The sequence below is a fragment of the Prosthecobacter sp. Pr1 genome (assembly GCF_057652315.1).
Genome location: NZ_JBYFBS010000002.1, coordinates 43,628 through 68,187 on the forward strand (window position 1 = coordinate 43,628; position 24,560 = coordinate 68,187).

The 24,560-nt window shown below is 59.3% G+C and carries 23 protein-coding genes; 11 read left to right on the forward strand and 12 right to left on the reverse strand.

Features of this window, described 5'->3' with window-relative positions; genetic code table 11:
* Window positions 1–33 precede the first annotated feature (33 nt).
* Window positions 34–1,581, reverse strand: coding sequence for a DUF1549 domain-containing protein (locus AC24GY_RS03105; RefSeq protein WP_487680208.1), 1,548 nt, complete (start codon window positions 1,579–1,581; stop codon window positions 34–36).
* A gap of 91 nt (window positions 1,582–1,672) precedes the next feature.
* Here AC24GY_RS03105 and purD point away from each other — a divergent pair, with 91 nt between their 5' ends.
* The 3 genes from purD to AC24GY_RS03120 are packed head-to-tail and all read left to right on the forward strand — an operon-like array spanning window position 1,673 to window position 3,512.
* Entirely contained in the window at window positions 1,673–2,923 is a 1,251-nt protein-coding gene (purD, locus tag AC24GY_RS03110; RefSeq protein ID WP_422320061.1) for a phosphoribosylamine--glycine ligase, read from the forward strand.
* 47 nt (window positions 2,924–2,970) lie between these two features.
* Window positions 2,971–3,207, forward strand: a complete 237-nt coding sequence (locus AC24GY_RS03115; protein ID WP_487680211.1) for an addiction module protein — start codon at window positions 2,971–2,973, stop codon at window positions 3,205–3,207.
* Window positions 3,204–3,512, forward strand: a complete 309-nt coding sequence (locus tag AC24GY_RS03120) for a type II toxin-antitoxin system RelE/ParE family toxin (protein ID WP_422320062.1) — start codon at window positions 3,204–3,206, stop codon at window positions 3,510–3,512. The genes AC24GY_RS03115 and AC24GY_RS03120 overlap by 4 nt, the downstream gene beginning before the upstream one ends.
* Here the strand turns inward: AC24GY_RS03120 and AC24GY_RS03125 are convergent.
* Window positions 3,501–4,919 (reverse strand): DUF362 domain-containing protein, encoded by a 1,419-nt coding sequence (locus AC24GY_RS03125; RefSeq protein WP_422320063.1) that lies wholly within the window; start codon window positions 4,917–4,919, stop codon window positions 3,501–3,503. The two genes, AC24GY_RS03120 and AC24GY_RS03125, sit on opposite strands and share 12 nt — an antisense overlap.
* An 88-nt stretch (window positions 4,920–5,007) precedes the next feature.
* On the opposite strand from AC24GY_RS03125, the gene AC24GY_RS03130 reads away from it, so the two are divergent.
* Together AC24GY_RS03130 and AC24GY_RS03135 are read left to right on the forward strand one after the other, a co-directional pair.
* Window positions 5,008–5,667, forward strand: coding sequence for a M23 family metallopeptidase (locus tag AC24GY_RS03130; protein ID WP_487680213.1), 660 nt, complete (start codon window positions 5,008–5,010; stop codon window positions 5,665–5,667).
* A 218-nt stretch (window positions 5,668–5,885) separates the two neighbouring features.
* Complete coding sequence (locus AC24GY_RS03135) at window positions 5,886–6,308, forward strand: hypothetical protein (protein ID WP_487680215.1); 423 nt, start codon at window positions 5,886–5,888, stop codon at window positions 6,306–6,308.
* Window positions 6,309–6,327: 19 nt separating this feature from the next.
* Here the strand turns inward: AC24GY_RS03135 and AC24GY_RS03140 are convergent, their stop codons facing one another.
* On the reverse strand, window positions 6,328–7,836 hold the full coding sequence (locus tag AC24GY_RS03140) for a DUF7133 domain-containing protein (RefSeq protein ID WP_422320066.1): 1,509 nt from the start codon (window positions 7,834–7,836) through the stop codon (window positions 6,328–6,330).
* Window positions 7,837–7,856: 20 nt separating this feature from the next.
* Window positions 7,857–9,416: a PA14 domain-containing protein gene (locus tag AC24GY_RS03145; RefSeq protein WP_422320067.1), complete on the reverse strand. Its 1,560-nt coding sequence runs from the start codon at window positions 9,414–9,416 to the stop codon at window positions 7,857–7,859.
* Window positions 9,417–9,540: 124 nt separating this feature from the next.
* Between AC24GY_RS03145 and AC24GY_RS03150 the strand changes: the two genes are divergently transcribed.
* On the forward strand, window positions 9,541–10,086 hold the full coding sequence (locus AC24GY_RS03150; RefSeq protein ID WP_397382139.1) for a hypothetical protein: 546 nt from the start codon (window positions 9,541–9,543) through the stop codon (window positions 10,084–10,086).
* Between the two features lie 6 nt (window positions 10,087–10,092).
* Here the strand turns inward: AC24GY_RS03150 and AC24GY_RS03155 are convergent, their stop codons facing one another.
* Window positions 10,093–10,356, reverse strand: a complete 264-nt coding sequence (locus AC24GY_RS03155) for a hypothetical protein (RefSeq protein ID WP_422320068.1) — start codon at window positions 10,354–10,356, stop codon at window positions 10,093–10,095.
* Window positions 10,357–10,498: 142 nt separating this feature from the next.
* On the opposite strand from AC24GY_RS03155, the gene AC24GY_RS03160 reads away from it, so the two are divergent.
* The gene (locus tag AC24GY_RS03160; protein WP_422320069.1) at window positions 10,499–10,882 is read left to right on the forward strand and encodes an ATP-dependent Clp protease adaptor ClpS; all 384 of its coding nucleotides are present in this window, start codon (window positions 10,499–10,501) and stop codon (window positions 10,880–10,882) included.
* A 9-nt stretch (window positions 10,883–10,891) separates the two neighbouring features.
* Here the strand turns inward: AC24GY_RS03160 and AC24GY_RS03165 are convergent, their stop codons facing one another.
* Window positions 10,892–12,160 carry an MFS transporter gene (locus tag AC24GY_RS03165; protein ID WP_422320070.1) on the reverse strand — a complete coding sequence of 423 codons (1,269 nt, stop codon included), beginning with the start codon at window positions 12,158–12,160 and terminating at the stop codon, window positions 10,892–10,894.
* Window positions 12,161–12,322: 162 nt separating this feature from the next.
* On the opposite strand from AC24GY_RS03165, the gene AC24GY_RS03170 reads away from it, so the two are divergent.
* Window positions 12,323–12,859 (forward strand): ferritin, encoded by a 537-nt coding sequence (locus AC24GY_RS03170; RefSeq protein ID WP_422320071.1) that lies wholly within the window; start codon window positions 12,323–12,325, stop codon window positions 12,857–12,859.
* A gap of 12 nt (window positions 12,860–12,871) precedes the next feature.
* Here AC24GY_RS03170 and AC24GY_RS03175 read toward each other — a convergent pair whose 3' ends face one another.
* The 6 genes from AC24GY_RS03175 to AC24GY_RS03200 form a co-directional block, all read right to left on the reverse strand.
* Entirely contained in the window at window positions 12,872–15,439 is a 2,568-nt protein-coding gene (locus tag AC24GY_RS03175) for a hypothetical protein (protein ID WP_487680220.1), read from the reverse strand.
* A 90-nt stretch (window positions 15,440–15,529) separates the two neighbouring features.
* Window positions 15,530–17,524, reverse strand: a complete 1,995-nt coding sequence (locus tag AC24GY_RS03180; protein ID WP_487680222.1) for a VWA domain-containing protein — start codon at window positions 17,522–17,524, stop codon at window positions 15,530–15,532.
* 5 nt (window positions 17,525–17,529) lie between these two features.
* The gene (locus AC24GY_RS03185) at window positions 17,530–18,558 is read right to left on the reverse strand and encodes a VWA domain-containing protein (RefSeq protein WP_487680224.1); all 1,029 of its coding nucleotides are present in this window, start codon (window positions 18,556–18,558) and stop codon (window positions 17,530–17,532) included.
* A complete protein-coding gene (locus AC24GY_RS03190; RefSeq protein WP_487680226.1) occupies window positions 18,555–19,115 on the reverse strand; it encodes a DUF4381 family protein in 561 nt (186 codons plus the stop codon). Before AC24GY_RS03190 ends, AC24GY_RS03185 begins: the two co-directional genes overlap by 4 nt.
* The gene (locus AC24GY_RS03195; RefSeq protein ID WP_487680228.1) at window positions 19,112–20,017 is read right to left on the reverse strand and encodes a DUF58 domain-containing protein; all 906 of its coding nucleotides are present in this window, start codon (window positions 20,015–20,017) and stop codon (window positions 19,112–19,114) included. The genes AC24GY_RS03190 and AC24GY_RS03195 overlap by 4 nt, the downstream gene beginning before the upstream one ends.
* A gap of 28 nt (window positions 20,018–20,045) precedes the next feature.
* The gene (locus AC24GY_RS03200; protein WP_397383846.1) at window positions 20,046–21,047 is read right to left on the reverse strand and encodes an AAA family ATPase; all 1,002 of its coding nucleotides are present in this window, start codon (window positions 21,045–21,047) and stop codon (window positions 20,046–20,048) included.
* Window positions 21,048–21,172: 125 nt separating this feature from the next.
* On the opposite strand from AC24GY_RS03200, the gene araD reads away from it, so the two are divergent.
* The 3 genes from araD to AC24GY_RS03215 all read left to right on the forward strand — a co-directional run bounded on the left by araD (window position 21,173) and on the right by AC24GY_RS03215 (window position 24,555).
* Window positions 21,173–21,871, forward strand: coding sequence for an L-ribulose-5-phosphate 4-epimerase AraD (gene araD / locus AC24GY_RS03205; protein WP_487680231.1), 699 nt, complete (start codon window positions 21,173–21,175; stop codon window positions 21,869–21,871).
* A 612-nt stretch (window positions 21,872–22,483) separates the two neighbouring features.
* Window positions 22,484–22,927, forward strand: a complete 444-nt coding sequence (locus AC24GY_RS03210; RefSeq protein WP_487680233.1) for a thioredoxin domain-containing protein — start codon at window positions 22,484–22,486, stop codon at window positions 22,925–22,927.
* A complete protein-coding gene (locus AC24GY_RS03215) occupies window positions 22,915–24,555 on the forward strand; it encodes a sensor histidine kinase (protein WP_487680235.1) in 1,641 nt (546 codons plus the stop codon). Before AC24GY_RS03210 ends, AC24GY_RS03215 begins: the two co-directional genes overlap by 13 nt.
* The last annotated feature ends 5 nt before the right edge of the window (window positions 24,556–24,560 follow it).

Genomic DNA, 24,560 nt, shown 5'->3' on the forward strand with positions numbered 1-24,560 from the left:
GCTTCTTCGAATGCCTTTTGCCGGCCAAGCCACTCACGGGCGGAACATGAACTCGTTGCTGTTCAGCAGTGCCCAGGCCACATCCTCATCGGAAGATCCACTGCTCACGATGGCCGTTCGTTCGCTTTCATTGGGTTTACGCCCCAGCAGCTCCAGAAACATTTTCTCGGCATCGCCCGCCTTCGCCGTCGCTCGAACGATGAGCTCGTCATTCATCATAAAGCGCACCAGCTCATGCGAGAGCGGCGTCCGGCTTTCATCCGTGTATTCGCGCGTGCCACGGCCCAGCATGCGCAGAGGGTGCTCGCGTTCCGGCGCCTGCGGTAGCTGGCTGTCATCTTCAGCCGTGAGTGTTTTCCAGATCACTTCGGAAGGCAGTCTGCGGATCTGCGGAGCCGGTGCCAGGTAGCACTCTCTCCAGTTCGAGTTGTAGTCGATGCCGGAGCGCCTGTAGGCCTCGGTGCGCGCCAGGATGCGCTGAAATTCCGCCAGTCGCCCGCCACACCTCAGAAACTCTTCCGTCAACAGCTTGGTCGATTGGGTGAAATCGCTCGCCGAATTGAGCTGCAGTCCCATCCACGTGGCCGCTCCGCGTGGCGATCCATCAAAGCAACTCCGGTGATAATGATCAGGAGTACTCTCTCCATGAAAGCCATGCCACGGCGGCGCATCATCCACCCCGCCCACCGTCATGTCCACCTCCTGCCCCGGCATGCCAAACAGTCCGCTCCACACTCGCAGCGACGCTACCATCGCATAGCGCCCGCTCGGTTCCTCCTCCGTCATCCATTTGACCACCTGCACCAGTTTGTCCTGATCATCTCGCAGGTCCCTCCACCAGCCTAGGCGCAGTGTGCTGGGTTGAATCACTTCTCCCGGTTTGCCATTAGGGTATTTGTAGTCCTGCGGCAGCCGTATCTCCTTCTGGCCCGTGAAGCACGCAGCAAAGGCATAGAACTCACGCTGCGTATGGTCGTTGAAGGGATGATCATGGCACATGGCGCAGTACAAATCCTCACCCAGCACCGCATACGCTGCCTCCACACTGGTTCGCCGCGGGTTGCTCTCCCTCATTTCGGACACATGCCCACCCCCGATCATGTACGCCACGATTTCTGCATATGGGCGGTCTTCCGCCGCCGCCTGCCTCAGCCACGCGACTGTTTTGTATTCGTAATCCTTCACCCGAAACGCCTCCGCCAGCATGCGAAAGCGTACCTCCGCCGCGCCAGGCTCACGCGTCAGCGCATCAGTCAGTTTCGCGTGTTTGTCAGGGGATCTGTCTGCAATGAATGCGTGCACCTCCTCGGCTCGCGGCAGCCTTCCAGCTAAGTCTATACACGCCCGCCTCAGAAAGACCGTGTCATCCGCCATCGGTGGCAGCATCGGCGCGGCGACTGAGTGCGGATTCTTCAGCCGCTTCTCAAACATCAGCATGTAATCATGCATCAGCGCAGCATCCAGTTGGTCGGCCGCCTGCTGGATCGCGTCGGGCATCCCTGCTGGCAAATCCGCCTGCTTGCCTCCTTTCTCAGGCACGCAGGAAATCAACAGGGCGCAGATGGGCAGGCAGCATTTCATGCTGGCTGCAACGGCTGGCCCCCCAAGTTCTTAGAACCAGCCTTTCGTGCAGGCTTGCGCAGACCACGGGCCGCGCTAAGAAACACCCCCCATGAAAATCCTCGTTACAGGCAAAGGCGGTCGTGAACACGCGCTCATCACCGCACTCAGCGAATCCCCGCAAAAGCACGAACTCTTCGCGTACCCGGGCAGCGATGCCATCGCCACTTTGGCCACGCGTGTGGATGTGACCGGGCTACCAGAGCTGATCACCTGGATGAAGCAGAACAGCATCGACCTCTGCATGGCGGGTGAAGAAGCACTGCTCGTGAAAGACAGCGGTCTGTCCAATCTCTGCGCCGAGGCCGGCATCCCCTGCTGGGGCCCCCGGAAAGAAATCGCCCAGCTCGAAGCCTCCAAGACCTTCGCCAAAAAATTCCTCAAACGCCACGGCATCCCCACCGCAGATTTCACCATCTGCACCACCGCAGCGGAGGCCAAAGCCGCCCTGACGGAAATGCCCATCGTGCTGAAGTTCGACGGCCTTGCCGCTGGCAAAGGCGTCGCCGTCTGCACCTCCAATGATGAGGCCGAAGCCTTCGTCGATGACGTCATGGAAAAGCGCTGCTTCGGCGCGGGCGATCTGCTTGTAGAAAAATGCCTCACCGGCCCCGAAATCTCCATCTTTGCCTCTGTGTGCGATGACAAATACCAGATCCTCATGCCCGCACGCGATTACAAGCGCATCCGCGACAACGACCAGGGGCCCAATACCGGCGGCATGGGCGCAGTCGCTTCTCTAGAACTCGCAGACCCCGCACTCATGCAGCGCATCGAGCGCGAGATCGTGCAGCCCACCGTTCAGGGTATCTTGAAGGACGGCCTCAAATACCGCGGCTTCCTCTACTTCGGCCTCATGCTAACCCCCAACGGCCCACAGGTCATCGAGTACAACTGCCGTTTCGGCGACCCTGAAGCCGAAGCCGTGCTCCCCATGCTGCGCGGTGATTTCGCCACTTATGCTTTCGAGGCCGCCAAAGGAAACCTCCAGCCCGACCTCATCCGCTTCCAGCCCGGTTGGAGTATCTGCCTCATCAGCGCCAGCGCCGGTTACCCAGCCTCATCGCGCAATGGCGATGTCATCTCTGGACTGGAATCTGTGAGTGGTGCCCGTGTGTATCACTGCGGCACGAAAAAGAACACCGCCGGCCAGTTTGAAACCAACGGCGGCCGTGTGCTCGCCGTCGTGGCGCAGGGTGCAACCCGTGTCGAAGCCCGGGAGAAAGCCTACGCCGAGAGCACCAAGATCACCTTTGACGGCCTGCAACGCCGCTCAGACATTGGTAAGATGCACTTTGAGTGAGACATTTGGAATTCGACAAAGCGGACCGGTTTGATTAACATTCAGCCATGCCTGCCACACTTGATGCTGTTGCCAGAGATGCGCTGGTGCTCACTCGCGACGAGCGCCTGATCCTTGCGCGACAGCTGCTTGTCAGCGTGGAGCCAAACGTTGACGAGGGGACGGAGGCTGCCTGGGAGGAAGAGATCGGACAACGCATTCATCGCTTTGATGCTGGGTTTTCCCAGACGGTTCCTGCTTCGGAGGTTTTTGCCCGCCTTGCCGTTATAGCTCCTGGCCGATGAATGGCGGCTTCGAGTTTCTCCCCGAAGCGTTTCGCGAGGTGGAAGAGGCCACTCTCTACTACCAATCCTGCGATCCCGATCTTGGCTTTCGCTTTCGTCAACTGGTGGAAAACGCCTGTGCTGCAATTGCCCGTTCACCGCTGCATTGGAATGAGCGGAAAGGAGGCTTCAGGCGCGTGAACTTGAGAGGCTTCCCTTATTACGTCGCCTATTTCATTCGTGGTGATCGAATCATCATCGCAGCTGTAGCACATGCCAGCCAGCATCCCGATTACTGGAAGCAACGTTCGGGATCAGACCGCTGACTTCCCCATCTTCGCCAGCCTCTCATCACTCTCCAGATGCCCGGCCCAGCCAAAGTGGCATTGGAACTCGAAACAATGCTTCATCTCCTCAAATGGCCCGCTCCACTCTGCCTTGTTCGATGCCACGGTGATATCTGAGGGCGCAAATCCCGTGATCGGCAGTCGCTGAATGGCGAAAGCATCGTTAAGCAGCCGGGTCTTTTTCCAATTGAGTCCCATCAGTTGCGCGCTCACACAATCAACAGCCACCGGATGCGTCCCGGCGAGAATGACGCCACTCGCCACAGGATCGCATGACATCGGACCATCGCCATCACCGCCGATGATGCCATCGACAATCGTCAGGTAGCGCAGCGGTTTGTCACGCCGCACGCCGCGCCCGTCGAAGTAGAAGAAGCACTTGTGCAGATCCAGGATCATGCGCCACGCGGTGTTGTTGCCATGCCAGTTGCCTGAGCGCACGACCTCCTTGGTGTCTCCGAAGATGACACGCCCCAGCTTCTTCAGCGGCACGAAAAGCTTGGAGAGGAAAAACCGCCCAAAGAGGATCTTTTTGGCGGTGCGCATCAGCGTCCCTTCCAGCGCCCGCTTCGCTGTGGATTCGGCAAATTGATCACCACCCTCCGCAGGCGTGCCCTCCGTATGGCGCGGCAACCAGTTGGTGCGTGGCGTGGTGCCCACCAGATTTTTCAGCGCCACCGTGAGCCCAACTTTTTTGTGCGTCTTGAGCTTCGGCACATTGATCAGCACATCCGCATTCATCGGCGTGCGGCAGATGCGGTACTCATGATGCGGGTCCGTGTGCTGCCGGTTCGTCGTGGCGAAATCAAACGACGCTCCATACAGCTTGCCCAGGCCAGGATGCCCCAGAAATTCGCTGTCCGCATCCAGATGAATGTCCACAGCCCCGGAGGGATCACTCGGCAGTTCTCGTTTGGCGATGGTGACTCCATCATCAATGGTCCACTCTTCACACCGCATGTCGAACAGCAGAAATGCGACGCCTGGAAACTCCTTGGTGAGATCAGTGATGAGATCATCCAGCCGGTGCAGGCGGCGAATCGTGGCGAAAGACGAGTCACTCTGCGGCGCATCACACAGCGTCACAGATCCATGTCCCTGAAGCTTTCTCGCGGCCCAGCGGGCGACTTCGCGCACCACGGCTGGATGTGTGATGATGGTGAGCCAGCCCCCTTCATCCTCCGGCTTGCTGGCATTGTGCTCCTTGACCCAGTTCGGCTTGATGACCACACGGTCGCCCGGAGTGATGAAGTCCGCAGAGAGTTCCAGGGCTTTGATCGCATCCTCAATCTGCTGCCGCAGGGCATCGGCATCGTCATAGCTGGCTTTGCCGCTGAAGACGGAGACTTTGGGGGCGCCGAACGAGGAAGGGGAGAGCGTGTTCACAGGAATGCGGTTATTTAAGGGCGGCACGTTCCCTTTGCAACGCTCCCGCAGCCCTCGAATCTCCCTCATGCAGACATTGGTGCGGATCATGCGCGTGCTTTTGACCCTCGCCCTCACGGCGGTGGTCATCGGCGTGATCTGGCTGCGTTTTGGGATCTCGCCTTCCTCTGCGCTCACGCCGCTAGATCCGGCTTTCGTTCGACTGACTCCCCTTGAAGTCGCCACCTTGCCTCTCGCCACCCGGTTTGACATGCCCATGGGGTCTGAGCACGGCGCACTCACCTACAATGCCCGGCCTTTTCGCATCTCACGACACCTTGGCGATGACTTGAACGGCATCGGCGGCGGCAATTCGGATTTGGGCGCTTCCGTTTACGCCTCAGGAGCCGGGCGCGTGGTGTATGCGGGCATTCCTGGGCCGGGTTGGGGCAAAATGATCCTCATTGCCCATCGCCTGCCGGACCATGATGAACTCGGTCCAGTGATCCAGACCATGTATGCGCATTTGCAGTCGATCCGAGTAGAAGTCGGCCAACTGGTGCAGCGCGGCGATGAGATCGGCACGGTGGGAACGGCTGAGGGTGCCTATTTGGCACATTTGCATTTCGAAGTGCGGCTTGGTCCTTATGTGAATCCTGGCCAGGGATATGCTGATACACCCCTGAACCGTGTTGCACCTGAACAGTTCATCCGAGCACATCGGGGTGCCGAAGCAGACATTCTGAACCCACCGCCAGAAAAAGACTAAAACCCCCAAAAGATGATTTGAAGGAAGCCCATTTGAATCCGTCATTCTTGAAGCTCCTTCAACCCATGCGTTTGATCTCTGCATTTTGCTGTCTGCTTGTCCTGGTGACTTCACCAGGGCTCGCTCAGCCAGTGAAATCGACTCCGGCCCAGATCTCCTGCGAGACACTTTGCGGGGAGCTCTTCACTTCGATCCGCATGGAGCCTGACAAGTTGGTGATGCGCCTGGAGGAGGCGCTGGTCATTCACGAAGCCTGTGCCGCAGAGATAGTCACCGCCGCCATGGATGCTGTAAATGCAGAGCCAGCGCAGGTGCGCAAAATTGTAGAAACGGCGATGGATCTGGCACCTGCCCGTTCGGCCCTGATTACTGCGGCAGTGAAAAACTATACTGCCCCGGTAGTTGTGGCTGCTGCCGAGGAGCAGATGGAGGTGCGTCGCGCAGTCCTGCCCACTGCCGCGCCACCCCAGCCAATGGCGGGAGAGCAGGTGAAGCGTGCAGAACTGCCGTTGCAAACCCGCAACATTCCCATTGTCGAAGTGAGACGTGCCGAACCTGTAGCGGCTATGGAGCCCCAGGTGCAAAATTCCGAGCCATCCCTGAAACTGATGGATGTCCCCAAGGCAAAACCGATGAAGTGATAATCGGGGTTACCCCCTCTTACTTCGCAGGAATCTCGTTCAGCGTGTAATAGCCCACCTTGTGCAGCAGCGGAAGCTTCTCAGCGCTCTTCACACCATCCAGATGCAGCTCATGAATGTGGCCTTTGGTCAGTGGCGAGATCGTCAGGCGCACGGATTTGCCATCTGCGGCGACGGTTGCGGCGGTGATCTTGGGCAAGACTTCCGAGACTTCATCGCCGCCGTATTGTTCGCGATACGCATACGTAAACTCGCGCATGCTGTAGCTCTTCACATCACCTGCGGTGGTGGGGTCCACGGGCTGCGTGAATGTCACCTCAAAGCCGTCCGGCTTCGCGTGCATTTCATGCACCTCAAAAGGTGTCTTGCCTGTCCACTCGCACTTTTCAAAGCAGAAGGGCTTTCCACCTCGTGCGCCCCAGCCTCGGTCACTGCCACCGACAAAGACTCGGCCCTCTTCATCCATGCGTCCGCCGATGATGCCGCTGGCAAAGCCGCTGCGGAAGGGAATGACCACCCCTTGCTTGATCCCGTTCACCGTTTCGAGATAGACGCGGCTCAGATTGCTGTGGCTTTGATCCGCCACAAAGAACTGCTTGCTGAAGGGGCCAAACTTGCCAGCACTGAGATCGCAGATGATGGCACTGGCGGAGTTGCCAATCTTGCCGTGCACGAGATAAACCGCCGGCGGCAGGAGCTGCTTGATGCGCTCACGTTCCTTCACCATGCGGTCAGGATCTCCTCCTTCACGTTTGTCTTTGCGGCCTTTGTCACCTTGAAAGGCTTCAGGAATCGGGTCGATCGGGCGCGGTCCCATGTTCGGAGCGAGATCATACCAGATGTTGCCGCCCGGATGTCCTTGGAAGGATCCAGGAACCAGATGCTGCAGCGTGCATGAGCCATGCCACGGGCCTTGATTGTCGCAGTAATACACTTCGCCATCCGCATCGAAACCAATGCCTCCCGGGCTGCGGATGCCGGAGCAGGTCGGCACCATGGTTCCATCAGGTTTGATCCGCAGCGCCCAGCCGCGAAACGGCACCGCGCTGCTGAAGGAACCGGTCAGGCACAGCGTCACCCAAAGATCGCCCGCTTTGTCAAAACGACTGCCAATGGCATACTCATGGTAGTCGCCGGACACGCCCCAGTTGTCGTTCACATTTTCAAAGACATCCGCGCGTCCGTCATTGTCGGTGTCCTTGAGGCGCGTGATCTCATAGCGCGTGGTCGCATAGAGGTTCTTGTCTTTCGGATTGTAGGCAATGCCTAGTACCTCATGCAGGCCTGAGGCAAACAGCTTGTAGCTCACATTGGAGGCATCATTGCTGCCAGCACCGCTGACGATCCAGATCTCACCTCGGCGTGTCCCCAGTGCCAGCTTGCCATCCGGCATCAGGTCGATGGAGCCCACCTCCATCGCCGTCTCCTTCGGTGTTTCAAAAGTGGTGATCTTGTAGAAATCAGCTTCCACCGGATCAGCGGCGAAAAGCGGCGTGCAGAGCAGGGAAAGAATGAAAAAGCGTTTCATGGCAGTGCGTGGCGAAAGGATTACTGGGCCCACTGGTAGGTGATGGTCATCGTTCCCGCTTTGGCAGGGACAACAAGGTTCTGGCCGGCGAGCTGCGCTCCTTCAGCGGTGATGCGGTAGGGAAGCGGCCCTTTGCTGACAAAGCTGCCGTCCTTGCTTTCAAATACACCGCTGCCGATGCGATACCACGCATTGGCTGGAAGCTTGCCGCTGACCTTGATCGTGCGGATCAGCTTTGCGTTGCCCTCAGGCTTGTTGCCGTTGCCTTCCACTTGGAAGGACTCCTCCACCTCAGCACCCTGCCACGTGTAACGGAAGGTCGGGCTGCGTTTCGCATCCAGCGAGTAGCCCAGCCAGTGAAAGCCTTCATAGCGCTTGGTCTTGTCCCACTTCGGCCATTCCGCATCGGGTTTGTCCGTGACAAAGAATGCTGGTGTGACCTCACCCGTAGGTTGCAGCACATCGTACCCTAGAGGCTTTTCGTGGCCGCCACCACGTGAGTTCCAGTGCCTGGAGGCATCCATGAAGGCCCCCCGCCAGATGAGCGCCAGATTCATGCTCTCCGCACTCCACGCAATGTTCACGCCTCCAGGATAACCCACACCAATGCCGCGATTGCCCGCGCCTTGAATGAAATTGCGGTAGATCACCGCCTCGCCCTTCACCACCAGCGGGATGGGCTCGAACTCCTTCTGCTTTTTCGTGCCGCCCTGCCATTTCGGATGCAGCCACTTGGACAGCGGCGTGATCTGCGTATCCGCGCCCTTCCATGCCGCATACAGCTCGATCTGCCCGCCGCCCTGGAAATATTCGAGGCGAAACACATGCTCACCTTTTTCCAGCGTGATGCCTTGTTCCTTGATGTCGCCGGAAGGGTGAATGCCGTCATAGGCCAGGATCTCCTTGCCATCGATCAGAATGCGCGAGCCATCATCACTGGAAAGATAAAAACGATACGAGCCCTTCTTCGGAGCAATGAGCTTGCCTGTAAAGATCACGCCGAACTCATTCTTGTAGTCGTCCAGTTTCACCTGAAGCAGGTTGTCCTCGATCTTGCCCTCACGGTGCGGCTTCAACTTGGAGAAATCCGGAAGCTGCTTCCAGTTGCCGAGGTATAGCGCGAATTGCAGGTCATGCAGCGTGTCTCCCACCGGTGCCACTTTCAGCACGCCGCGCATCGTCAGCGCATGCCCCGGGAAAGTGCAGACATACGGGTAACTCCCTGCTTTCTCAGGCGCAGAAAAACTGAGCACCTCCTTTTCATGCGGATTGAGCATCTTGGAGTGCACCCAGATGCGCTTGTCGTCGGGCAGCCAGTTGCGCTTCAGGGCCTCCTCCGGCTTTTCCATCTGCTTCATCGCCATGGCGGCGGTGTCGGTGCCCGGCTGGCAGAAGACCAGGTTGTGCGGCAGATCATCCCCGTTTTCAAAGGTGATCTTCACCGGCTGCCCCGGCTGCACCAGCAGTTCGGCAGTGTCGTATTTCATCTGCGCAGTCATCGTCTTGAGCGAAAAGACGGCGGGCTCGGCGGCCCGGGCGGTGGCGGCGGCGAGAAGAATGGCGAAAAGCAGGCGGGTCATAAGGAGCGCGTTTAAACGAAGGCGGCGGAGGTTGCCTTGCGAAAAGGCAGCGTCAATGTCCTGAGTTTTATTTCCTTCGCACTTTGGGCTTGGCGCAGGCCTCGGAATTTGGTTATCTCTCCCCATGCACACTTGGTATCTGCTCAAAGCCTCGGACAAGGAAGTTTATGAAGCCAAAGATCTCGAAACTCTGCGTGGATGGGCGGCTGACGCCAAGATTTCTCCGCTCGACAAGATCTCCAGCGACAACCGCATGAGCTGGCAGCGTGCACCGATGATCCCTGAACTGCAGATGGACCTGCTGGTGCAGATGCCGGACAACTACCTCTACGGCCCGACGAACGTGGCAACGATCCAGGAATTCATGGCCACTGGCGAGATCGATGAAAATGTGACCATCATCAACTGCCTCGACAACAAGGAGTCGCGCCTGGCGGATCTCTCCTGGTTTCAGGCCAGCCCGCACCATATTCGCAGCGCCGCCACCACCTTGATCGGCACCGGCCGCCCGGATGAAAAGAGCGGCATGGGAGATGTCATGCAGCAGTCGCGCATCTCCACGCTGGAAAAGCAGGTGATGGAACTGCAGCGCGTGGTGGATGAATGGCAGCAGGCTTACAACGGCCTGCGCCAGCAGTATGTCGAAGCCACCGGCCGCGAACCGATGTGATCCGTATCAGCCTTCCTCGGTTGTGTCGCCGCTGCCATTGTTCAAGCCGGGGAGATCCTTGGCTTTGTCCGCATAGCGGTCAAAGCGGTTGGAAAGGATCAGCAGCGTTGGCGCCCACAGGCCGATGAAAATGCCCAGGCGTTCCGCATGCGCGGACTGTTCAGGCGTTTCACCGTTAAAAAACCACCAGCTCCAGATGGAAAGGATGACGGAGAGCATGCCCGCTTGGAAGCAGATCGTGCTGAGAGTGCGGCAGATGGAAGGATTCATAATTAAAATTCTGCCACGCTTCAATACTTCTAGGCAAGCAATCCCCGTCCTCAGCACAAATCCGGCGGACTAAATCGCAGCCGCAGGCGCGTGGCGTATGTGGGAGCTTGAGAGAATGCTGGGCTGAGGCATATTATAGTCAATGATTTCCCATGCTGACATCCGCTGTGCGACGGCTCCGGTGAGACCGCGGCAGCCCCGCGTGGCTCCGCACCAGCCGCGTGTGCAGCCGCTCACGGCTCCGCCCGCGATGGAGCCCCCCTGGCATGTCATCCTGCTGGATGATGATTTCCACACTTTCGAATATGTGGTCGAAATGTTGCATGCCATCTTTGGTCATTCGCGGGATCTCGGCAAACGCATGGCTGATGAGGTGAACGACACGGGGCGCGTGATCGTGGCCACAGTTCACAAGGAGCTGGCGGAACTGCGGCAGCAGCAGATTGAGGAATTCGGGCCTGATCCGCAGGAAGACACGCCTCAAGGACAAGTCTCCATGAAGGCTTTGATCGAGTGCTCGGAGTAGCCGCAGGGCTCAGCTTTTTCCACGCGGCTCCGGAATGCCCCGTAGAATCAGGATCGAAATGACCGACATCACCGCCGCGAGACAGGCGACGAGGTAAAATGAACCGCTGAGAGAGTAAATCACTCCACCCAGACTCGTGGCGATCATCAGCGACCACACATTGCAGAAGCCAAGAATCGCCTGCAGCGTGGAGCGGCGCTCCGGAGGGCAGAGTTCTGCGGTGAGCGTCAGATCGCCCACTCGATCCAGAAACAGGCCAAAGCCGAGGATAAAGTAGGCGGCGGTGAAGCCGCCAAAGGAATGCGTCAGGCTGGCCCAGATGCACATGGTGATGCAGATGAGGCGGGAGAGAATCAGCAGCACCCTGCCACCTTTGTGATAGCCCAGCCAGGCCGCGAGCAGGCTGCCAAGAATGGTGCCGATGTTCTGGAACGAAACGAAACTGCCCTCATCCGCCTCCGGCCTGCCCGTGGTGTGCAGCGCATGCAGGGTAAGAAATGACACCACCATCAAATAGCCCATGCCGGTGAAACGCGCTGCGATCAGCTTGAGCAGTTGCGGATGTTTGCCCAGCAGCCCGGGCAGGCTGCGCAGATAGCTCCAGTAGCTGCCGGTTTGCGGATGGTAATGGCGTGCCGCTGGCAGTTCGCGCATAAACGACTGGGACAGCCACGAAAGAAACAAAAAGCCAAACGTAATCAAATGCAGCACCGCGTAGCCGCGCTGTCCCGGAGCATGGGTGAGCACCTGATGGATCACCGCTCCAGCCACCATGCCAATGCACGCCTGCGTGATGTAGCGCGCGGCCCAGCCTGCGGCTCGGACACGCTCCGGCACCATGCGCGTCACCATTTCCATCCAGGCCACCACACCCACGCCGCCAATGAGCCCCGAAACCACCGGCGTCAGCACCACCACGGGCAGCAGCCACGGGCCGGCATCCTGCCAGAACCACAGCACCAGCCCGGTGATAAGATACGGTAGTCGTTGCAGCAGACCAAAACTCATCACCCACAGCTTGAACTTCGTGAGTCGTTCCACCAGCGGTGACACAAACAGCCCCGCCATGGCAAACGCTGCGGGCAGGATCGCTGGCATGATCGCGATGATCGCGGAGCGTCCCCCCAGCTGCTCCACCATTTTGGGCATCACAGTCTCCGGCTGGAGAAACGCCACTCCACCCATGTACAACCCGCCTTCCAGGCAGTGGCAGATGAAGTTCCGCCGCACGACCTGCGGGTGATGCTGTTGAGGTGAGACTGCGGTGTCGGGTGGCATCGCTGGAGAGATCGCATCGTGGCGTGGACTGGCCCTAAAGGAAAGCGAATCGTCCGTTACCTTTCAGGGGTGCTTTCCCAGCCTGAAAAAAACGGTGAGCAGTCTTGCGCTGGGTTCGCTCTGCTGGTTCAATCTCTTCAGATACCAAACCCATCGCACGCCATGACACTCAATCCCAAACTCACCAAGCTGCTCAATGAGCAGATCAACAACGAAATGTCCTCCAGCTACGTCTATCTCGCCATGGCGGGGTGGTTTGAGCGGACTCCTTATGCTGGCTTTGCTCAGTGGATGTTTGCCCAGAGCCGCGAGGAGACCATGCATGCGCTGAAGTTTTACCAGTACCTCGTGGATCGTGATGCCAAAGTGGAGCTGCAGCCCATCGAGAAGCCGAAGATGGACTACAAATCGGTGATGGACGCCTTTCAACACAGCCTGAAGCAGGAAGAAAAGGTCACCCAGCAGATCAATGACTTGTACGAAGTGGCGGAGCAGGTCAAAGACCACGCTTCGAAAAACCTCCTGCTCTGGTTCCTCAATGAGCAGATGGAAGAAGAGAAGACCGTGCGCGACATGCTCGACCGCCTCAAACTTGCTGGCGATGACCCGGCCAGCCTCCTCGTCCTTGACCGCGAAGCGGGCAGCCGAAAGTCCGCAGGCGGTGGTTCCCGCCCCAGCATGGCTGGCGGTGGTGCTTGAGTCTGACGCTTTTTACGGCAGCAACTGCATATCCCACGGCCACAACGGTGTGTACGTGGCGGATTCGACCCAGCCGCGCACATGGTCGTCGCCGCTGGGGACTTCCACATAACTCCAGGCTCCGCGTTTTTCGAGCAGACGCACTTGGCTGCCAGGTGGCAGCGCAATGACATTGCCGGACGTGACTGTAGCTGCGGTGTAGGCGCTGACTTCGCGTGCTGTGACCACCATCACATCCTTCACGCGGTCTCCCGGCACGGGCCGGATGGAGGCGAAAGTGGCGGAAGGGATGAAAACCAGCAGGCCGATGAGGCTGAAAATCAGTGCAGAAGCACCGCCGCTGCCGCCTTTCTGTGAGGCGGCAAGAATCCAGCGCATGAGAGCCAGCAGAATGATCCACACACCTGCGGATGCGGCGATGACCCAGGTGTTTTTGTTCAGCAGCAGGCTCCACTCAGCCAGCGGAGAGTCCTCACCGAATCGGAAGAATCGCAGCTTTTCATCAAGGTGTCGCAGGTTCTGCCGCACTTCGGGATTCAAAGGGTCCAGCAGCTGTGCACGCTGGTACCACAGCGCCGCACGTCCCATGTCTTCCTGCCGGTACCGTGCATTGGCGATGAGGGTGAAAACCGCAGAGCTCAAGGCGGGGGGCTGCTGCTTGGTGAGTGATTCACCCAGGTACTGTGCTTGGGTGAATTTGCCTTTTTCCAGAGCCTCGCGTGCCTGCTGATACACTTCATCAGGGGAAGCATCCGCAGCACCGGCATTGAGTGAGAGCGTGGCCAGCGTGGCGATGAGCAGGGCGGTGCGTTTCAGCAGCGGTGCCAGTGTGGACAGGATGCGGCTGCGTTCGCCCGCGCCAAGCGCTTGTCCCGAGGTGGGAGCTCCGGTGAAACTTTGGGTCTCATAGCGGCGGATGATCTGCCGCAGTTCCTCGTCCTTCACTTCTCCCGGCTGGCTGCGGTGAATGAAGTGGGCGGCGCGCTGCAGGAAATCACGATCCGCGAGATTGCTTTCCTCCAGCCCATGCCACATTTGCTGCAGTTCGCCCCGCAGTCCGCTCGTGGCTTCGGCTCGATGCCGGCGAAACCATGTGAACAGCGTTACCAGAATAACAAGCGCCGCCGGGATCGACTGAATGGCCCAAAAACGTGCGCTGGTGGTCAGCGGCGCGCTGACGGCTGTCGTGCTCAGCCACCGTGCCTTGGCCGGAACGTTCATGAGGATGTCGCTGATCTGCGGCTTGGGCTGCTGCACAGGTGGCGGCTTGGGTGCCTCTCCACTGCCGCTGCTTTCCACACCCGCAGCAGCTGCCGCCATGACGCCTGGCTTGATGCGCAGCGCAATCGGCGGCGTGCGTGCGGCCACGTATTTCTTCTGCGTAGGACTGAAGTAGCTCAGCTCAAACGGTGGCAGCTCGGGATGCACTTTCTCCGGCACAAAGACCATCGAATATCCAATGCGGCGCTGCATCGCGGGCGTGAGATTGGGGTCGATCGGGCCGTCCACATTGTAACGCCGCGGAGGGTACGCCTTCCATCCCTCTGGGGGCATAAGGCCGGGTGCGTTGAGGGCGTCGAAATTGCCTGAGCCATCGATGGTGATGTCCACAGCCAGCGGATCACCCACGCTGAGTTCATTGGGGGTGGCGGTGGCGCTGATGCTGAAATCACCGACCGCACCGCTGAAGTTTGCGGGTTTGCCCTCGGTCGGAAGCGGCAGAACCTTGATCTTCACCTCCTGGCTTTTCACCACCTGCTTGCGTGGCTCTGCTCCACCCATGATCATGCCAAACGGCAGGCCCCGGCTCATCTGCCTCTGGGTGGCTTCGTCAAAAACCTCGTACAACAGTTCACAGGTGGCGGGGCCCACTTTCAGATCGCCCGCGTGGAGCGCGGAGAGCGTGCTCCGGTAAGTGATGACGATGTAGTCAATGTCGTTAATGCGCTGCGGGTTCTGGTCGGCCTGCTGAGGAAAGCGGGCGATGGCAAAATCACTCTTGTTCACTTCGATCAGGCCGACCCGGCGCAGCATCACACTGCCGCGCGGCACAAACAGGCTGGCACTGATGGGAACGACCTCGCCCTGATAAACCTCCGTCTTGCCCACTTCGATCTGAAACAGCGGTATGGTGGGATCTTCGGCTGCAGTGGGAGCGGCCGTTGGCGATTCACTGACGATCAGGCGAACCTCGTTGGTTTTGAGGATCTCACCATTAACAAGCACCTCCTGCGGTGGAATGACAAACTCGCCGGGTTCATTGCTGGCGACACCCCAGACGAACTGCGAGGAGATGATCTGCTGCGCACCTTGGATGTCGATTTTCTGCCGGGTGGAAAGAGCAGTGGTCAAGCCTACTTGCACCGGGAGTCGCAGTTCGGGCTCTTTTTGGATGATGCCGTTTTGCACGGTGATGACGTAACTGACTTCCTGCCCGGTGCGCGCATGGTCTGGCTGGAGATAAGCGCGCACCGTTGCTGCAGAGGCACTGGAAATGAGGAAAGTCAGGAAGAGCAGAGCCTGCATCAAGATGGAATGAGGGATGAGCTTCCAAGGACGAACTCCCGGAATACCGGTCATGACTGCGGACCGCGCCTGGATTGAGTGGGGATGGAGGCTTTGAATCATTCGAGCTTGGAAATTTCGTTCGTCATGGCCGAAGGCGGCTGCTCACCAGTCTTTTTTGTTCGGCGGCGGAGTGTGGTAGCGGCTGGTCGGCGGCGCAGTGATCTCGTCCATGTACTGACGGATGATCCCTTCCGCTTCGCCGGGGGTGTAACCGGTGCGCGGGTTGCGTTGGTCGGACAGACCTTCCTTGGCCGTTTTTTTCTGATCGTCTCCGCCAGGCTTTTCGCCTTCTTTGCCCTTCTGGCCTTCTTTGTCGCCAGGGTTGCTGCCTGCGGCCTGGAGCCGGCCTTCGGGCAATTCTTTGGCATCCTTGCCGCCGATGCCGTCATCAGCCTCCTTCTTTTCACCTTTGCCCTCTTTTTGTTCTTTGGGTTCACCTTCACCGTTCGGGTCGCTGCCTTCGTTGCCAGCATCTCCCTCTTCGCCCTCCTCACCTTGCTGGCCTTGACCCTTGTCGCCTTTTTGCCCCTTCTTGCCTTTGTCGCCTTTCTTGCCCTGCTTTTCTTCCATCTGCTTCATCACTTGGCGCAGTTGGGCCAGCATTTTGTCCACGTGTTCGCGGTTTTCGCGCAGTTCCTTGTTTTCAGGGTCGAGGTCTTGAGCCGCTTCCAGATGGCGCAGCGCGTCGGTCCAGCGTTGCAGCGTGATCTTCGGCTGCTGCTGCAGGCCCCGCACGCCTTGATCATACAGCGTCTGGCCGAGTCCGCAGTGCGCTCGTGCGCGCAGGGACTTGTCCTGCGTGTGGAGCACTTCGCTGAAATTCTTGACGCTGCCATCGTAGTTGGTGAGGTCATGCTCTGCCGTGGCCAGACCGTAGAGGAGTTCCTCCCGGGAATGCGCGTCGAAGTCCTCGCGTTCCAGCAGCGTTCCATAGAGGTCACGAGCTTTTTTGAATTCCCCGCCCTTGAGTGCCTTGAGCGCATCATCCGGTGTGGGCCCGCTCGTTGCAAAGAGAGCGGCCAGCACCCCTCCTGCTCCAGCGGCTTGCGCAGGTGGTGCAGGTGCAAAGGCGGCAACAGCCAGTGCCAGCACGACCGGGCGTGCGGCTGGGCGGGGCAGGGCGCTGATGATCCAGGCGAGCATGAGCAGGAATATACCCAGACTCAGCGGCCAGGCAAAGCGCTCAATCGGCCTCGAAGTCTGCCGGTTGGCGGACTCCTGCTCCGTCAGACGGTCGAGCACGGGCTGGATGGACTGTCGGCTGAGCGGACGGGTATCAAGTTTCAGGAAGCGTCCGCCGGTGGCGGTGGCCAGTTGTTGCAGCACACCGCTTTGCAGTTGTGACCGCACCACATTGCCGGCCTCGTCTCGGATGTAATCACCTTCCACCTCAGGGTTGGGAATGAGCGTGCCTGTTTCGGTGCCTACCCCCACGGTGACGACAACGATTCCCGCTGCGGTGAGTCGCTGGAGGTAAGGAACGAGGTTCGCATCGGCATCCCCACCGTCGCTGAAAATGACCAACGCGTAATTGCTCTTGGGCAGGCCTTTGATGGCACGCAGCGTTACCTCCAGCAGGTCAGCCAGATTGCTCCCACCCCATTCGATGATCGTGTGGTCGAAGGCCAGCAACGACTCAATGATGGCGTCATGGTCGGTCGTAAGCGGCGCCTGTAGGTAGGCTCGGCCGGCAAAGGCCAGCAGGCCCACTCGCTCTCCGCTGAGCTCCATCACAAGGTCATGCGCTGCCAGCCGTGCCCGCGTCAGGCGGTCAGGGGGGACATCGCGCGCGAGCATGGATCGTGAGGTGTCGATGGCGATGAAGATGTTGCGCCCCTTGTCAGGAACCTCGAGCTTTTCCTCCCCCCAGCGCGGTTGGGCCACAGCGACGACGAGGCAGGCCATGGCCATGATGTACAAACCATACACCAGCCATGAACGCCACAGCGAGCGGCCCATGACGAGCGCCGGGCGCAGACGCACCGCAGTGAAAAGGCGCTCTGCCTTGGAGGCATGTCCATCCACCAGCAGCTTCATTCCCACCAGCGCGGGAATGATCAGCAGGAACCAGAGCAGATGTTGATGGGCAAAACTCATGACAATCAGGTGGCGACTGGCTCAGGGGCCGAGTGCAAAACGGTCAAAGACAGCAGCAGCGCGAGAAACAACGCGATGGCGGAAACGGCGAGCGGCCAGGGAAACAGCTCTTCGGTTTCGATGATTTTGTGATGCTCGATTTTGGTTTTTTCGAGCTTGTCGATGGTGCCAAACACATCGCTGAGCGAACTCAGGTTTTGCGCCATGTAGAACTGTCCGTTGCCGATGGCCGCGACCTCTTTGAGCGTCCCTTCATCAAACAACTGCTGCCCCACCGGTGTGAACGTGCCGCGCCGGGGATCAGGAATGCTATGAATGCCCGGCGTACCGATGGCAATGGTGTAGATCTTGATGCCGAGCGTCGCCGCCAGCTTCGCTGCATCCTGCGGGCTGAGGCGCCCGGAATTGTTCGCGCCATCCGTCAGCAGCACGATGACTTTGCTCGGCGATTTTTCACGACGCATGCGGTTGGCGGCGGATGCGATGCCAGACCCGATGGCGGTGCCGTCGCCCACGCGCTGGGTCTGCACACGGTCGAGATTGTTGATCAGCCAGTCGCGGTCCAGCGTGAGCGGGCAGGGCAGGTAGGTTTCCCCGGCAAAGGCCACGATGCCGATTTTGTCACTGCGGCGCCCTTTGATGAAGTCCGACATCACGCGCTTGGCCGCTGTAAGTCGGTTCACGGGCTGCCCCCCGATGTAGAAGTCTTCGATCAGCATCGACAGCGAGACGTCCACCGTCAGCATGATCGAGATGCCATCCGCTTTCTCCTCTTCGTACGACAAGATTTTCTGCGGCCGCGACAGCGCCACGATGCCAAAGATCAGGCTGGTTAAAATCAGTCCAAAGATGAAGCCGCCAAGGCTGCTGCGCGCCGGCCTCCCGAGTTCACCCAGCAGGGAGGCTGTGGGAAATTTGATGGCAGCCCGTTTGCCGCGTGCACCACGCAGCATCGCCAGCAGTGGCACCAAGGGCAGCAACAGCAGCCACAGCGGGTGGAAAATCTGAAATGCAGGAAAGCCCGGAATGATCATGGTTTCTCCTCCTGCATGCGTGCGAGCGCTTGATCGATGAGCATCGTCGATTCCTCTTCCGTACGTGGGGCTGGCATGAAGGAAATCTCGTCACACAAATGAGCCACCGGCTCAAATCGTTCGCGCCACATTCCCTGGGATCGCGGCACCGGCATGCCGGGCTGCCTGTCTGTTTTGCCTTCAAAGAGTTCGCGTGTTGTGCGGGCTGGCGCGGGCACGGAGTAGCGTTCCTGCAGGTAGCGCCTCAGGATCTGCGAGATCCGGTGGCTCATGTCCTGCGGCGGGATGGTTTGAATGCGTGCGCGCAGTTCATTCAAGGCACGAAAGGCTGAGCTCCATGGCTGCCGCAGAGGCGCTGATGGCGTCTCTTTCGGGCGCACCAGCAGCCAGATGATCAGGGCGATCAAAAGACAAAGCAGCAGCACGGTCGCCCAGGGAATCCACCAGGGCGGCGGCAGTTGCACGCTGTCAGGCGGTGGCAGATCAGGATGCGGCAGCGGGGGCGGCCCCTGAAATTGCGCCAATAGAATAGGCAGGAAGTGCAGCGCTGGCTTCATCCGCGTTTCCTCCTTTTGCGCGAACGGAAATAGGCTTTCAGGGCAGGCGCGTAATCCTCGTCAGTGCGCACGGTGATGCGCTCGACGCCGCAGCGCCGCAGCAGGTGCACCAGCGCGTTCTGTCGTTCCGCCAGACGTTGTTCATACTGCTCGCGGACGGCCGGATGGGAGGTGTTGACGAGAAATTGCTCACCGGTCTCCGGGTCTTCGAGGCAGACGCGGCCTGCGTCCGGCAGCGTGATTTCACGCGGGTCCAGAATCTGCGCCGCCACCACGTCATGTTTGGCTGACACAGCCCGCAGGCTTTTCTCCCAAGCATGGTCAGGGGTGATAAAATCAGAAACCAGGATCACCAGTGCCCGATGGGCGATGCGTTCGAGCGCAAGATCAAGCGCGGGCTTGATGTCCGTGCCGTGCCTCTTGGGTTCATTGTTTAAAATGTCACGCAGGATGCGCAGGGCATGCGGCGCTCCTTTTCGTGCTGGCAGGTAGTGCTCGATGCCGTCGGAAAAGAGCGTGAGCCCCACCTTGTCCTGGTTCTGCACGGCGCTGAAGGCAAACACCGCCGCAATCTCCGCCGCACGTTCGCGCTTCGAGTCCTCCTGGCTGCCGTAGTCGCCCGACCCGCTGACATCGACGCAGATCATCACCGTCAGCTCACGTTCCTCGACATACTTGCGCACAAACGGATCGTTCATGCGCGCAGTCACATTCCAGTCAATGAAGCGCACATCGTCCCCGGGTTGGTACTCCCGGAAATCATCAAACTCAATGCCCTGGCCCTTGAATCGGGAGTGATACTGGCCGCCCAGCATCTCCTTCACCATGCCTCGCGTGAGCAGTTCGATGCGCCGCACGCGCTTGAGGATGCGCGTGAGTCTGGCGTCGTTATCGTTCTGCACAGTTTCCCCGTTCACAGTGTGGGCGGTGTTAAGGAACAGGCAGCTTGTCCAGGAGTGTCTTCACCACATCATCCGTGGTCACTCCCTCCGCCTCGGCTTCATAGGAAAGCAGAATACGGTGGCGCAGGATGTCTGGAGCGAGGTCTTTAATATCCTGTGGAATGACGTAGTTGCGGCCGTTCAGGAAGGCCAGCGCCTTGGCCGCCAGCGCCAGATTGATCGTGCCTCGCGGCGAGGCGCCGCAGCGGATGAGCAGCTTCAGGTGCGGGGCCAGTGCCTCAGGGTGGCGCGTCGCATGGATCAGGGCCACGATGTAATCGCGGATCTTTTCATCCATGAACAAGTCATTCACCACCACGCGGCTGGCGCTGATCGCCGTCACGTCGGTGACTTGGTTCACATCGAGTTTCGGCGCAGAAGTGGCCATCGCATCCAGCACCATGCGTTCTTCCACGGGGGTCGGATAGGTGACGCGGATTTTGAGCAGGAAGCGGTCGAGCTGGGCTTCTGGCAGCGTGTACGTCCCCTCCTGGTCGATCGGGTTCTGCGTGGCCAGCACCATGAAGGGGTCGGGCAGCTTGTGCGTGTTTTCACCGATGGTGACCTGCCGCTCCTGCATGGCTTCCAGCAGGGCGCTCTGCACCTTGGCCGGTGCGCGGTTGATTTCATCTGCCAGCACCAGATTGGCAAAGATCGGCCCCAGTCGCGGTGTGAAGGTGCCGTCTTTCGGATGGTACACCATGGTTCCAATGACATCCGCAGGCAGCAGGTCGGGAGTGAACTGAATGCGCTGGAACTTGGCCTTCAACGTTCCCGACAGCGTGCGCACCGCCAGTGTCTTGGCAATGCCCGGCACACCTTCCAGCAGCACGTGGCCGTTGGTCAGCAGTGCCACCAGCAGGCGGTCCACCAGGGCCGTCTGCCCGATCAGCACGCGGGCGATTTCGGTTCGGAGCGGAGCCACCCAGAGGGAGGCTTTGGCGATGGCTTCCTGATCAGGAACAGCAGGGGGGGCGACGGAGGCGGGCATGTGTTTGTGCGGTACTGGTCAACGGGGGTGTTCCCCACGTCAACTCTCAAGGATCAATGTATTAACGCCCCATGGGCCGGTTTATGTTGCTGGAATTGTAAGACGTTTGGGCTTTCTTGCCTTCAATGACCCTCCAAGACCTCCGCCAACAAGTCTGTGAAGCCAACCGTGCCCTGGAACCCAGCGGCCTCGTACGCCTCACCTGGGGCAACGTCAGCGGCATCGACCGTGCCTCCGGTCTTTGGGCCATCAAACCCAGCGGCGTGGACTATTTGGAGCTCAAGCCTGCCGACATCGTCGTTCTCGACCTGGATGGCCGGGTGGTGGAGGGCAGCCTCAGGCCCTCCTCCGACACGAAAACACATCTCGTCCTCTACCGTGAATTTCCCGATATCGGCGGCATCACACACACACACAGCCTGCATGCCACCATGTTTGCGCAGGCGGGGCGCGAGATCCCCTGCTTCGGCACCACGCACGCGGACCACTTTCACGGCACCGTTCCACTGGTGCGTGCGCTCACACCCGCTGAAGTGACCCAGGACTATGAACATTTCACCGGGGTCGCCATTGTCGAGCGCCTGCGCGAGCTGCAACTCAGCCCGCTCGAAATGCCCGCTGTGCTGCAAATCCATCACGCGCCATTCACCTTCGGCAAAAGCGCCATGGATTCGCTCAAGAACAGCATCGCCCTCGAAATGTGCGCTCACATGGCCCTCGGCTCTGCCACCCTGAATCCCGCCTTGGGTCCCATCCCCGGGCATATCCTGGAAAAGCATCATTTGCGCAAGCACGGCCCGGGCGCGTATTACGGACAGAAATAACCCAGCCTTCTTCACTGATGAAAACCCGCAAACCTCTCTCCCCCATTCGTTTTCAGCGCCTGCTTCTGCTCCCAGGGCTGCTGGCCGCTTATCTCCTGACTGGATGTTCCAGCGAAAGACGGGACAGGCTCTGGCAGACGATCGATCCAGCTGGTTATAAGCATGCTCACAGCGAAAGCTTCAATGGTGACAGGGCTCTGCGCAGGCCCGAGCCCAGCAGATTCTCGGAGTCCGGCGATATACCTTTGGAACTCAATTAATAAAAACGAGAATTGAAAGGGGCTGCGGCACTAAGCGGTTCGGTCGTACTAAATAAAGCATGGCTTAGTTGGGGGGCTTTGGAGCTGACCCTTATGTTTAGGGGTGATCACCCCCGTTTTGCCAAACCCAGTTCATTCGACGCCCTCACCTGACAAGGTGATTGGGTCAGGGCGCTTTGGTTCTGCTGCATTGAAAACCAGCACCTTTGCCGTGGCGTGGCTTGTGGTGGTTCTGACGGGAAGCTTGCTGATGGCTCAGTATTCCCAAACCGCCGGTGCCATAGGCGCTCCGCCTGTGCAATGGCCAAAAAACAGCCGGGCACATCGTCATTCAGGTCAGTCCCAGCTCGTGATGTTTCTTCATCCACGCTGCCCCTGCTCCCGCGCTACCCTCGGAGAACTGGAACAACTCGTGGCACACTGCCAGGGAAAGTTCAGTGCTCAAGTGTGGTTCATCCAGCCGCAGGGCATGGAGGACGAATGGGTGAAAACCGACCTGTGGCATGCTGCCGCAGCCATCCCTGGTGTTCAGGTAAATGTCGATCATGAAGGCAATGAAGCCCGCCTTTTTCAGGCGGTCACCTCAGGCCAGACACTGCTCTATGATTCCGCAGGCGGGCTGGTTTTCCAAGGCGGCATCACCCTTTCCCGCGGCCATGCCGGGGACAATCCCGGGCGGGATGCCGTCGAGAGTTTGTTGAAACAAAAAGTCCCCCCTGCCATCAGCCCCCCTGTTTTCGGCTGCGCTCTCGGACGGGTAAACAACCAAAAGGAATGCACAGTATGTCAGCCGTAGCCGCGAACAACCTGCCACAAGGTCTCCCCTTGAATCAAGCAACCGCATTGTTGCGTGTTTCCTCCAGCGGGGTGTGTCAGCAAACCAGCCCGCTGGTCGATGAAACTGCGGCCTCTCCATTGGCCAAGACAGACTCAGCACTGCAACAACGTGCGGCAGAGTTGTTTCGCGCCGCAGAGAATGACTTGCACCGGCACACCGATCAGCTGTTTGCGCGGCTGATGATCGTGCAATGGCTGGCGGGAATTGCAGCCGCCTTGTGGATTTCCCCCCTCACGTGGATTGGAGACTCCAGCCAGGTCCACGTCCATGTCTGGGCAGCCATTCTGCTCGGCGGAGCGATCAGCGGTTTTCCGGCATGGCTCGCCTGGCAGCATCCTGGCTTGGCCGTGACCCGTCATGTCATTGCCGTCGGCCAGGTGCTGACTTCTGCTCTGCTCATTCACCTGACGGGAGGCCGCATCGAAACGCACTTTCACATTTTCGGCTCCCTGGCCTTCCTAGCCTTTTACCGTGACTGGCGTGTGCTCGCCACGGCCACCATCGTGGTCGCCGCTGATCATCTGCTCCGCGACTTGTACTGGCCTCAGTCCGTGTTCGGTGTGCTGACCGCCAGTTCATGGCGCTGGGTCGAGCACGCAGGCTGGGTGCTGTTTGAAGACGCCATTCTGTTCGTCGCCATCCGCAGGATGCTCCAGGAAATGTCCGAGATTGCTCTGCGTCGCGCCACACTCGAAGGCAGCAACGAGGAAATCGAACGTCAGGTGGTGGAGCGCACGACGGAATTGAACACGACGCAGGCCGAATTGCTCGAAACCTCACGTCTCGCTGGCATGGCGGAGGTCGCCACCAGCGTGCTCCACAATGTGGGCAACGTCCTCAACAGCGTCGGTGTCTCGGCTGAGCTTGCGACCAGCAAGGTGCGCGAGTTCAGGACCGGAAGTCTGAAAAACGTGGCCGAGCTCTTGCAGCAGAATTCGGCAGACCTGCCTGCATTCCTCACCACTGACCCGCGTGGAAAAATGCTTCCGGACTACTTGCTCAAGCTGGCGGTGCATCTGGCAGAGCCTCGGCAGGCCATCCTGCAGGAAATGGAAATGCTGAAAAAAAACATCGATCACATCAAGGAGATCGTGGCCATGCAGCAGCGCTACGCACGTGGCACCGGCGTCGTCGAGGTGCTTTCCGTGGCCGACTTGATCGACGACAGCCTCCGCATCAACGCCGCCAGCTTCACTCGTCATGAAGTCAATGTGGTGTGTGAAATCGCTGAGGTGCCGCCATTGAAAACGGATCGGCATAAAGTGATGCAGATTCTGGTCAACCTGCTGAGCAATGCCAAGCACGCGCTGGATCAAAGTGAGGGTGACCGGCGCATGATGGTGCGCGTGACGCAAAACCAGGACGGCATGCTGGAAATTGCCGTCATCGACAACGGCACCGGCATCGCCCCCGAAAACCTCAGTCGCATTTTCTCCCACGGCTTCACCACCAAAAAACTGGGTCACGGTTTTGGTCTGCACAGCGGTGCGCTGGCGGCCAAGGAGCTGGGCGGAACTTTGAAAGCTCACAGTGATGGTCCGGGCCTGGGCGCCACCTTCACTTTGACACTGCCATTGGGAAATTAATCCAA

Bases quoted from the DNA above. Each gene is read 5' to 3' on its own strand.
- AC24GY_RS03200 (WP_397383846.1), bottom strand. From the start codon at position 21,047: ATGCCCGCCTCCGTCGCCCCCCCTGCTGTTCCTGATCAGGAAGCCATC.
- AC24GY_RS03145 (WP_422320067.1), bottom strand. From the start codon at position 9,416: ATGACCCGCCTGCTTTTCGCCATTCTTCTCGCCGCCGCCACCGCCCGG.
- purD (WP_422320061.1), top strand. From the start codon at position 1,673: ATGAAAATCCTCGTTACAGGCAAAGGCGGTCGTGAACACGCGCTCATC.
- AC24GY_RS03155 (WP_422320068.1), bottom strand. From the start codon at position 10,356: ATGAATCCTTCCATCTGCCGCACTCTCAGCACGATCTGCTTCCAAGCG.
- AC24GY_RS03210 (WP_487680233.1), top strand. From the start codon at position 22,484: ATGTTTCTTCATCCACGCTGCCCCTGCTCCCGCGCTACCCTCGGAGAA.
- AC24GY_RS03165 (WP_422320070.1), bottom strand. From the start codon at position 12,160: ATGCCACCCGACACCGCAGTCTCACCTCAACAGCATCACCCGCAGGTC.
- AC24GY_RS03160 (WP_422320069.1), top strand. From the start codon at position 10,499: ATGATTTCCCATGCTGACATCCGCTGTGCGACGGCTCCGGTGAGACCG.
- AC24GY_RS03130 (WP_487680213.1), top strand. From the start codon at position 5,008: ATGCGCGTGCTTTTGACCCTCGCCCTCACGGCGGTGGTCATCGGCGTG.
- araD (WP_487680231.1), top strand. From the start codon at position 21,173: ATGACCCTCCAAGACCTCCGCCAACAAGTCTGTGAAGCCAACCGTGCC.
- AC24GY_RS03120 (WP_422320062.1), top strand. From the start codon at position 3,204: ATGAATGGCGGCTTCGAGTTTCTCCCCGAAGCGTTTCGCGAGGTGGAA.
- AC24GY_RS03185 (WP_487680224.1), bottom strand. From the start codon at position 18,558: ATGATCATTCCGGGCTTTCCTGCATTTCAGATTTTCCACCCGCTGTGG.
- AC24GY_RS03170 (WP_422320071.1), top strand. From the start codon at position 12,323: ATGACACTCAATCCCAAACTCACCAAGCTGCTCAATGAGCAGATCAAC.
- AC24GY_RS03105 (WP_487680208.1), bottom strand. From the start codon at position 1,581: ATGAAATGCTGCCTGCCCATCTGCGCCCTGTTGATTTCCTGCGTGCCT.
- AC24GY_RS03215 (WP_487680235.1), top strand. From the start codon at position 22,915: ATGTCAGCCGTAGCCGCGAACAACCTGCCACAAGGTCTCCCCTTGAAT.
- AC24GY_RS03135 (WP_487680215.1), top strand. From the start codon at position 5,886: ATGCGCCTGGAGGAGGCGCTGGTCATTCACGAAGCCTGTGCCGCAGAG.
- AC24GY_RS03180 (WP_487680222.1), bottom strand. From the start codon at position 17,524: ATGAGTTTTGCCCATCAACATCTGCTCTGGTTCCTGCTGATCATTCCC.
- AC24GY_RS03175 (WP_487680220.1), bottom strand. From the start codon at position 15,439: ATGACCGGTATTCCGGGAGTTCGTCCTTGGAAGCTCATCCCTCATTCC.
- AC24GY_RS03140 (WP_422320066.1), bottom strand. From the start codon at position 7,836: ATGAAACGCTTTTTCATTCTTTCCCTGCTCTGCACGCCGCTTTTCGCC.
- AC24GY_RS03150 (WP_397382139.1), top strand. From the start codon at position 9,541: ATGCACACTTGGTATCTGCTCAAAGCCTCGGACAAGGAAGTTTATGAA.
- AC24GY_RS03190 (WP_487680226.1), bottom strand. From the start codon at position 19,115: ATGAAGCCAGCGCTGCACTTCCTGCCTATTCTATTGGCGCAATTTCAG.
- AC24GY_RS03115 (WP_487680211.1), top strand. From the start codon at position 2,971: ATGCCTGCCACACTTGATGCTGTTGCCAGAGATGCGCTGGTGCTCACT.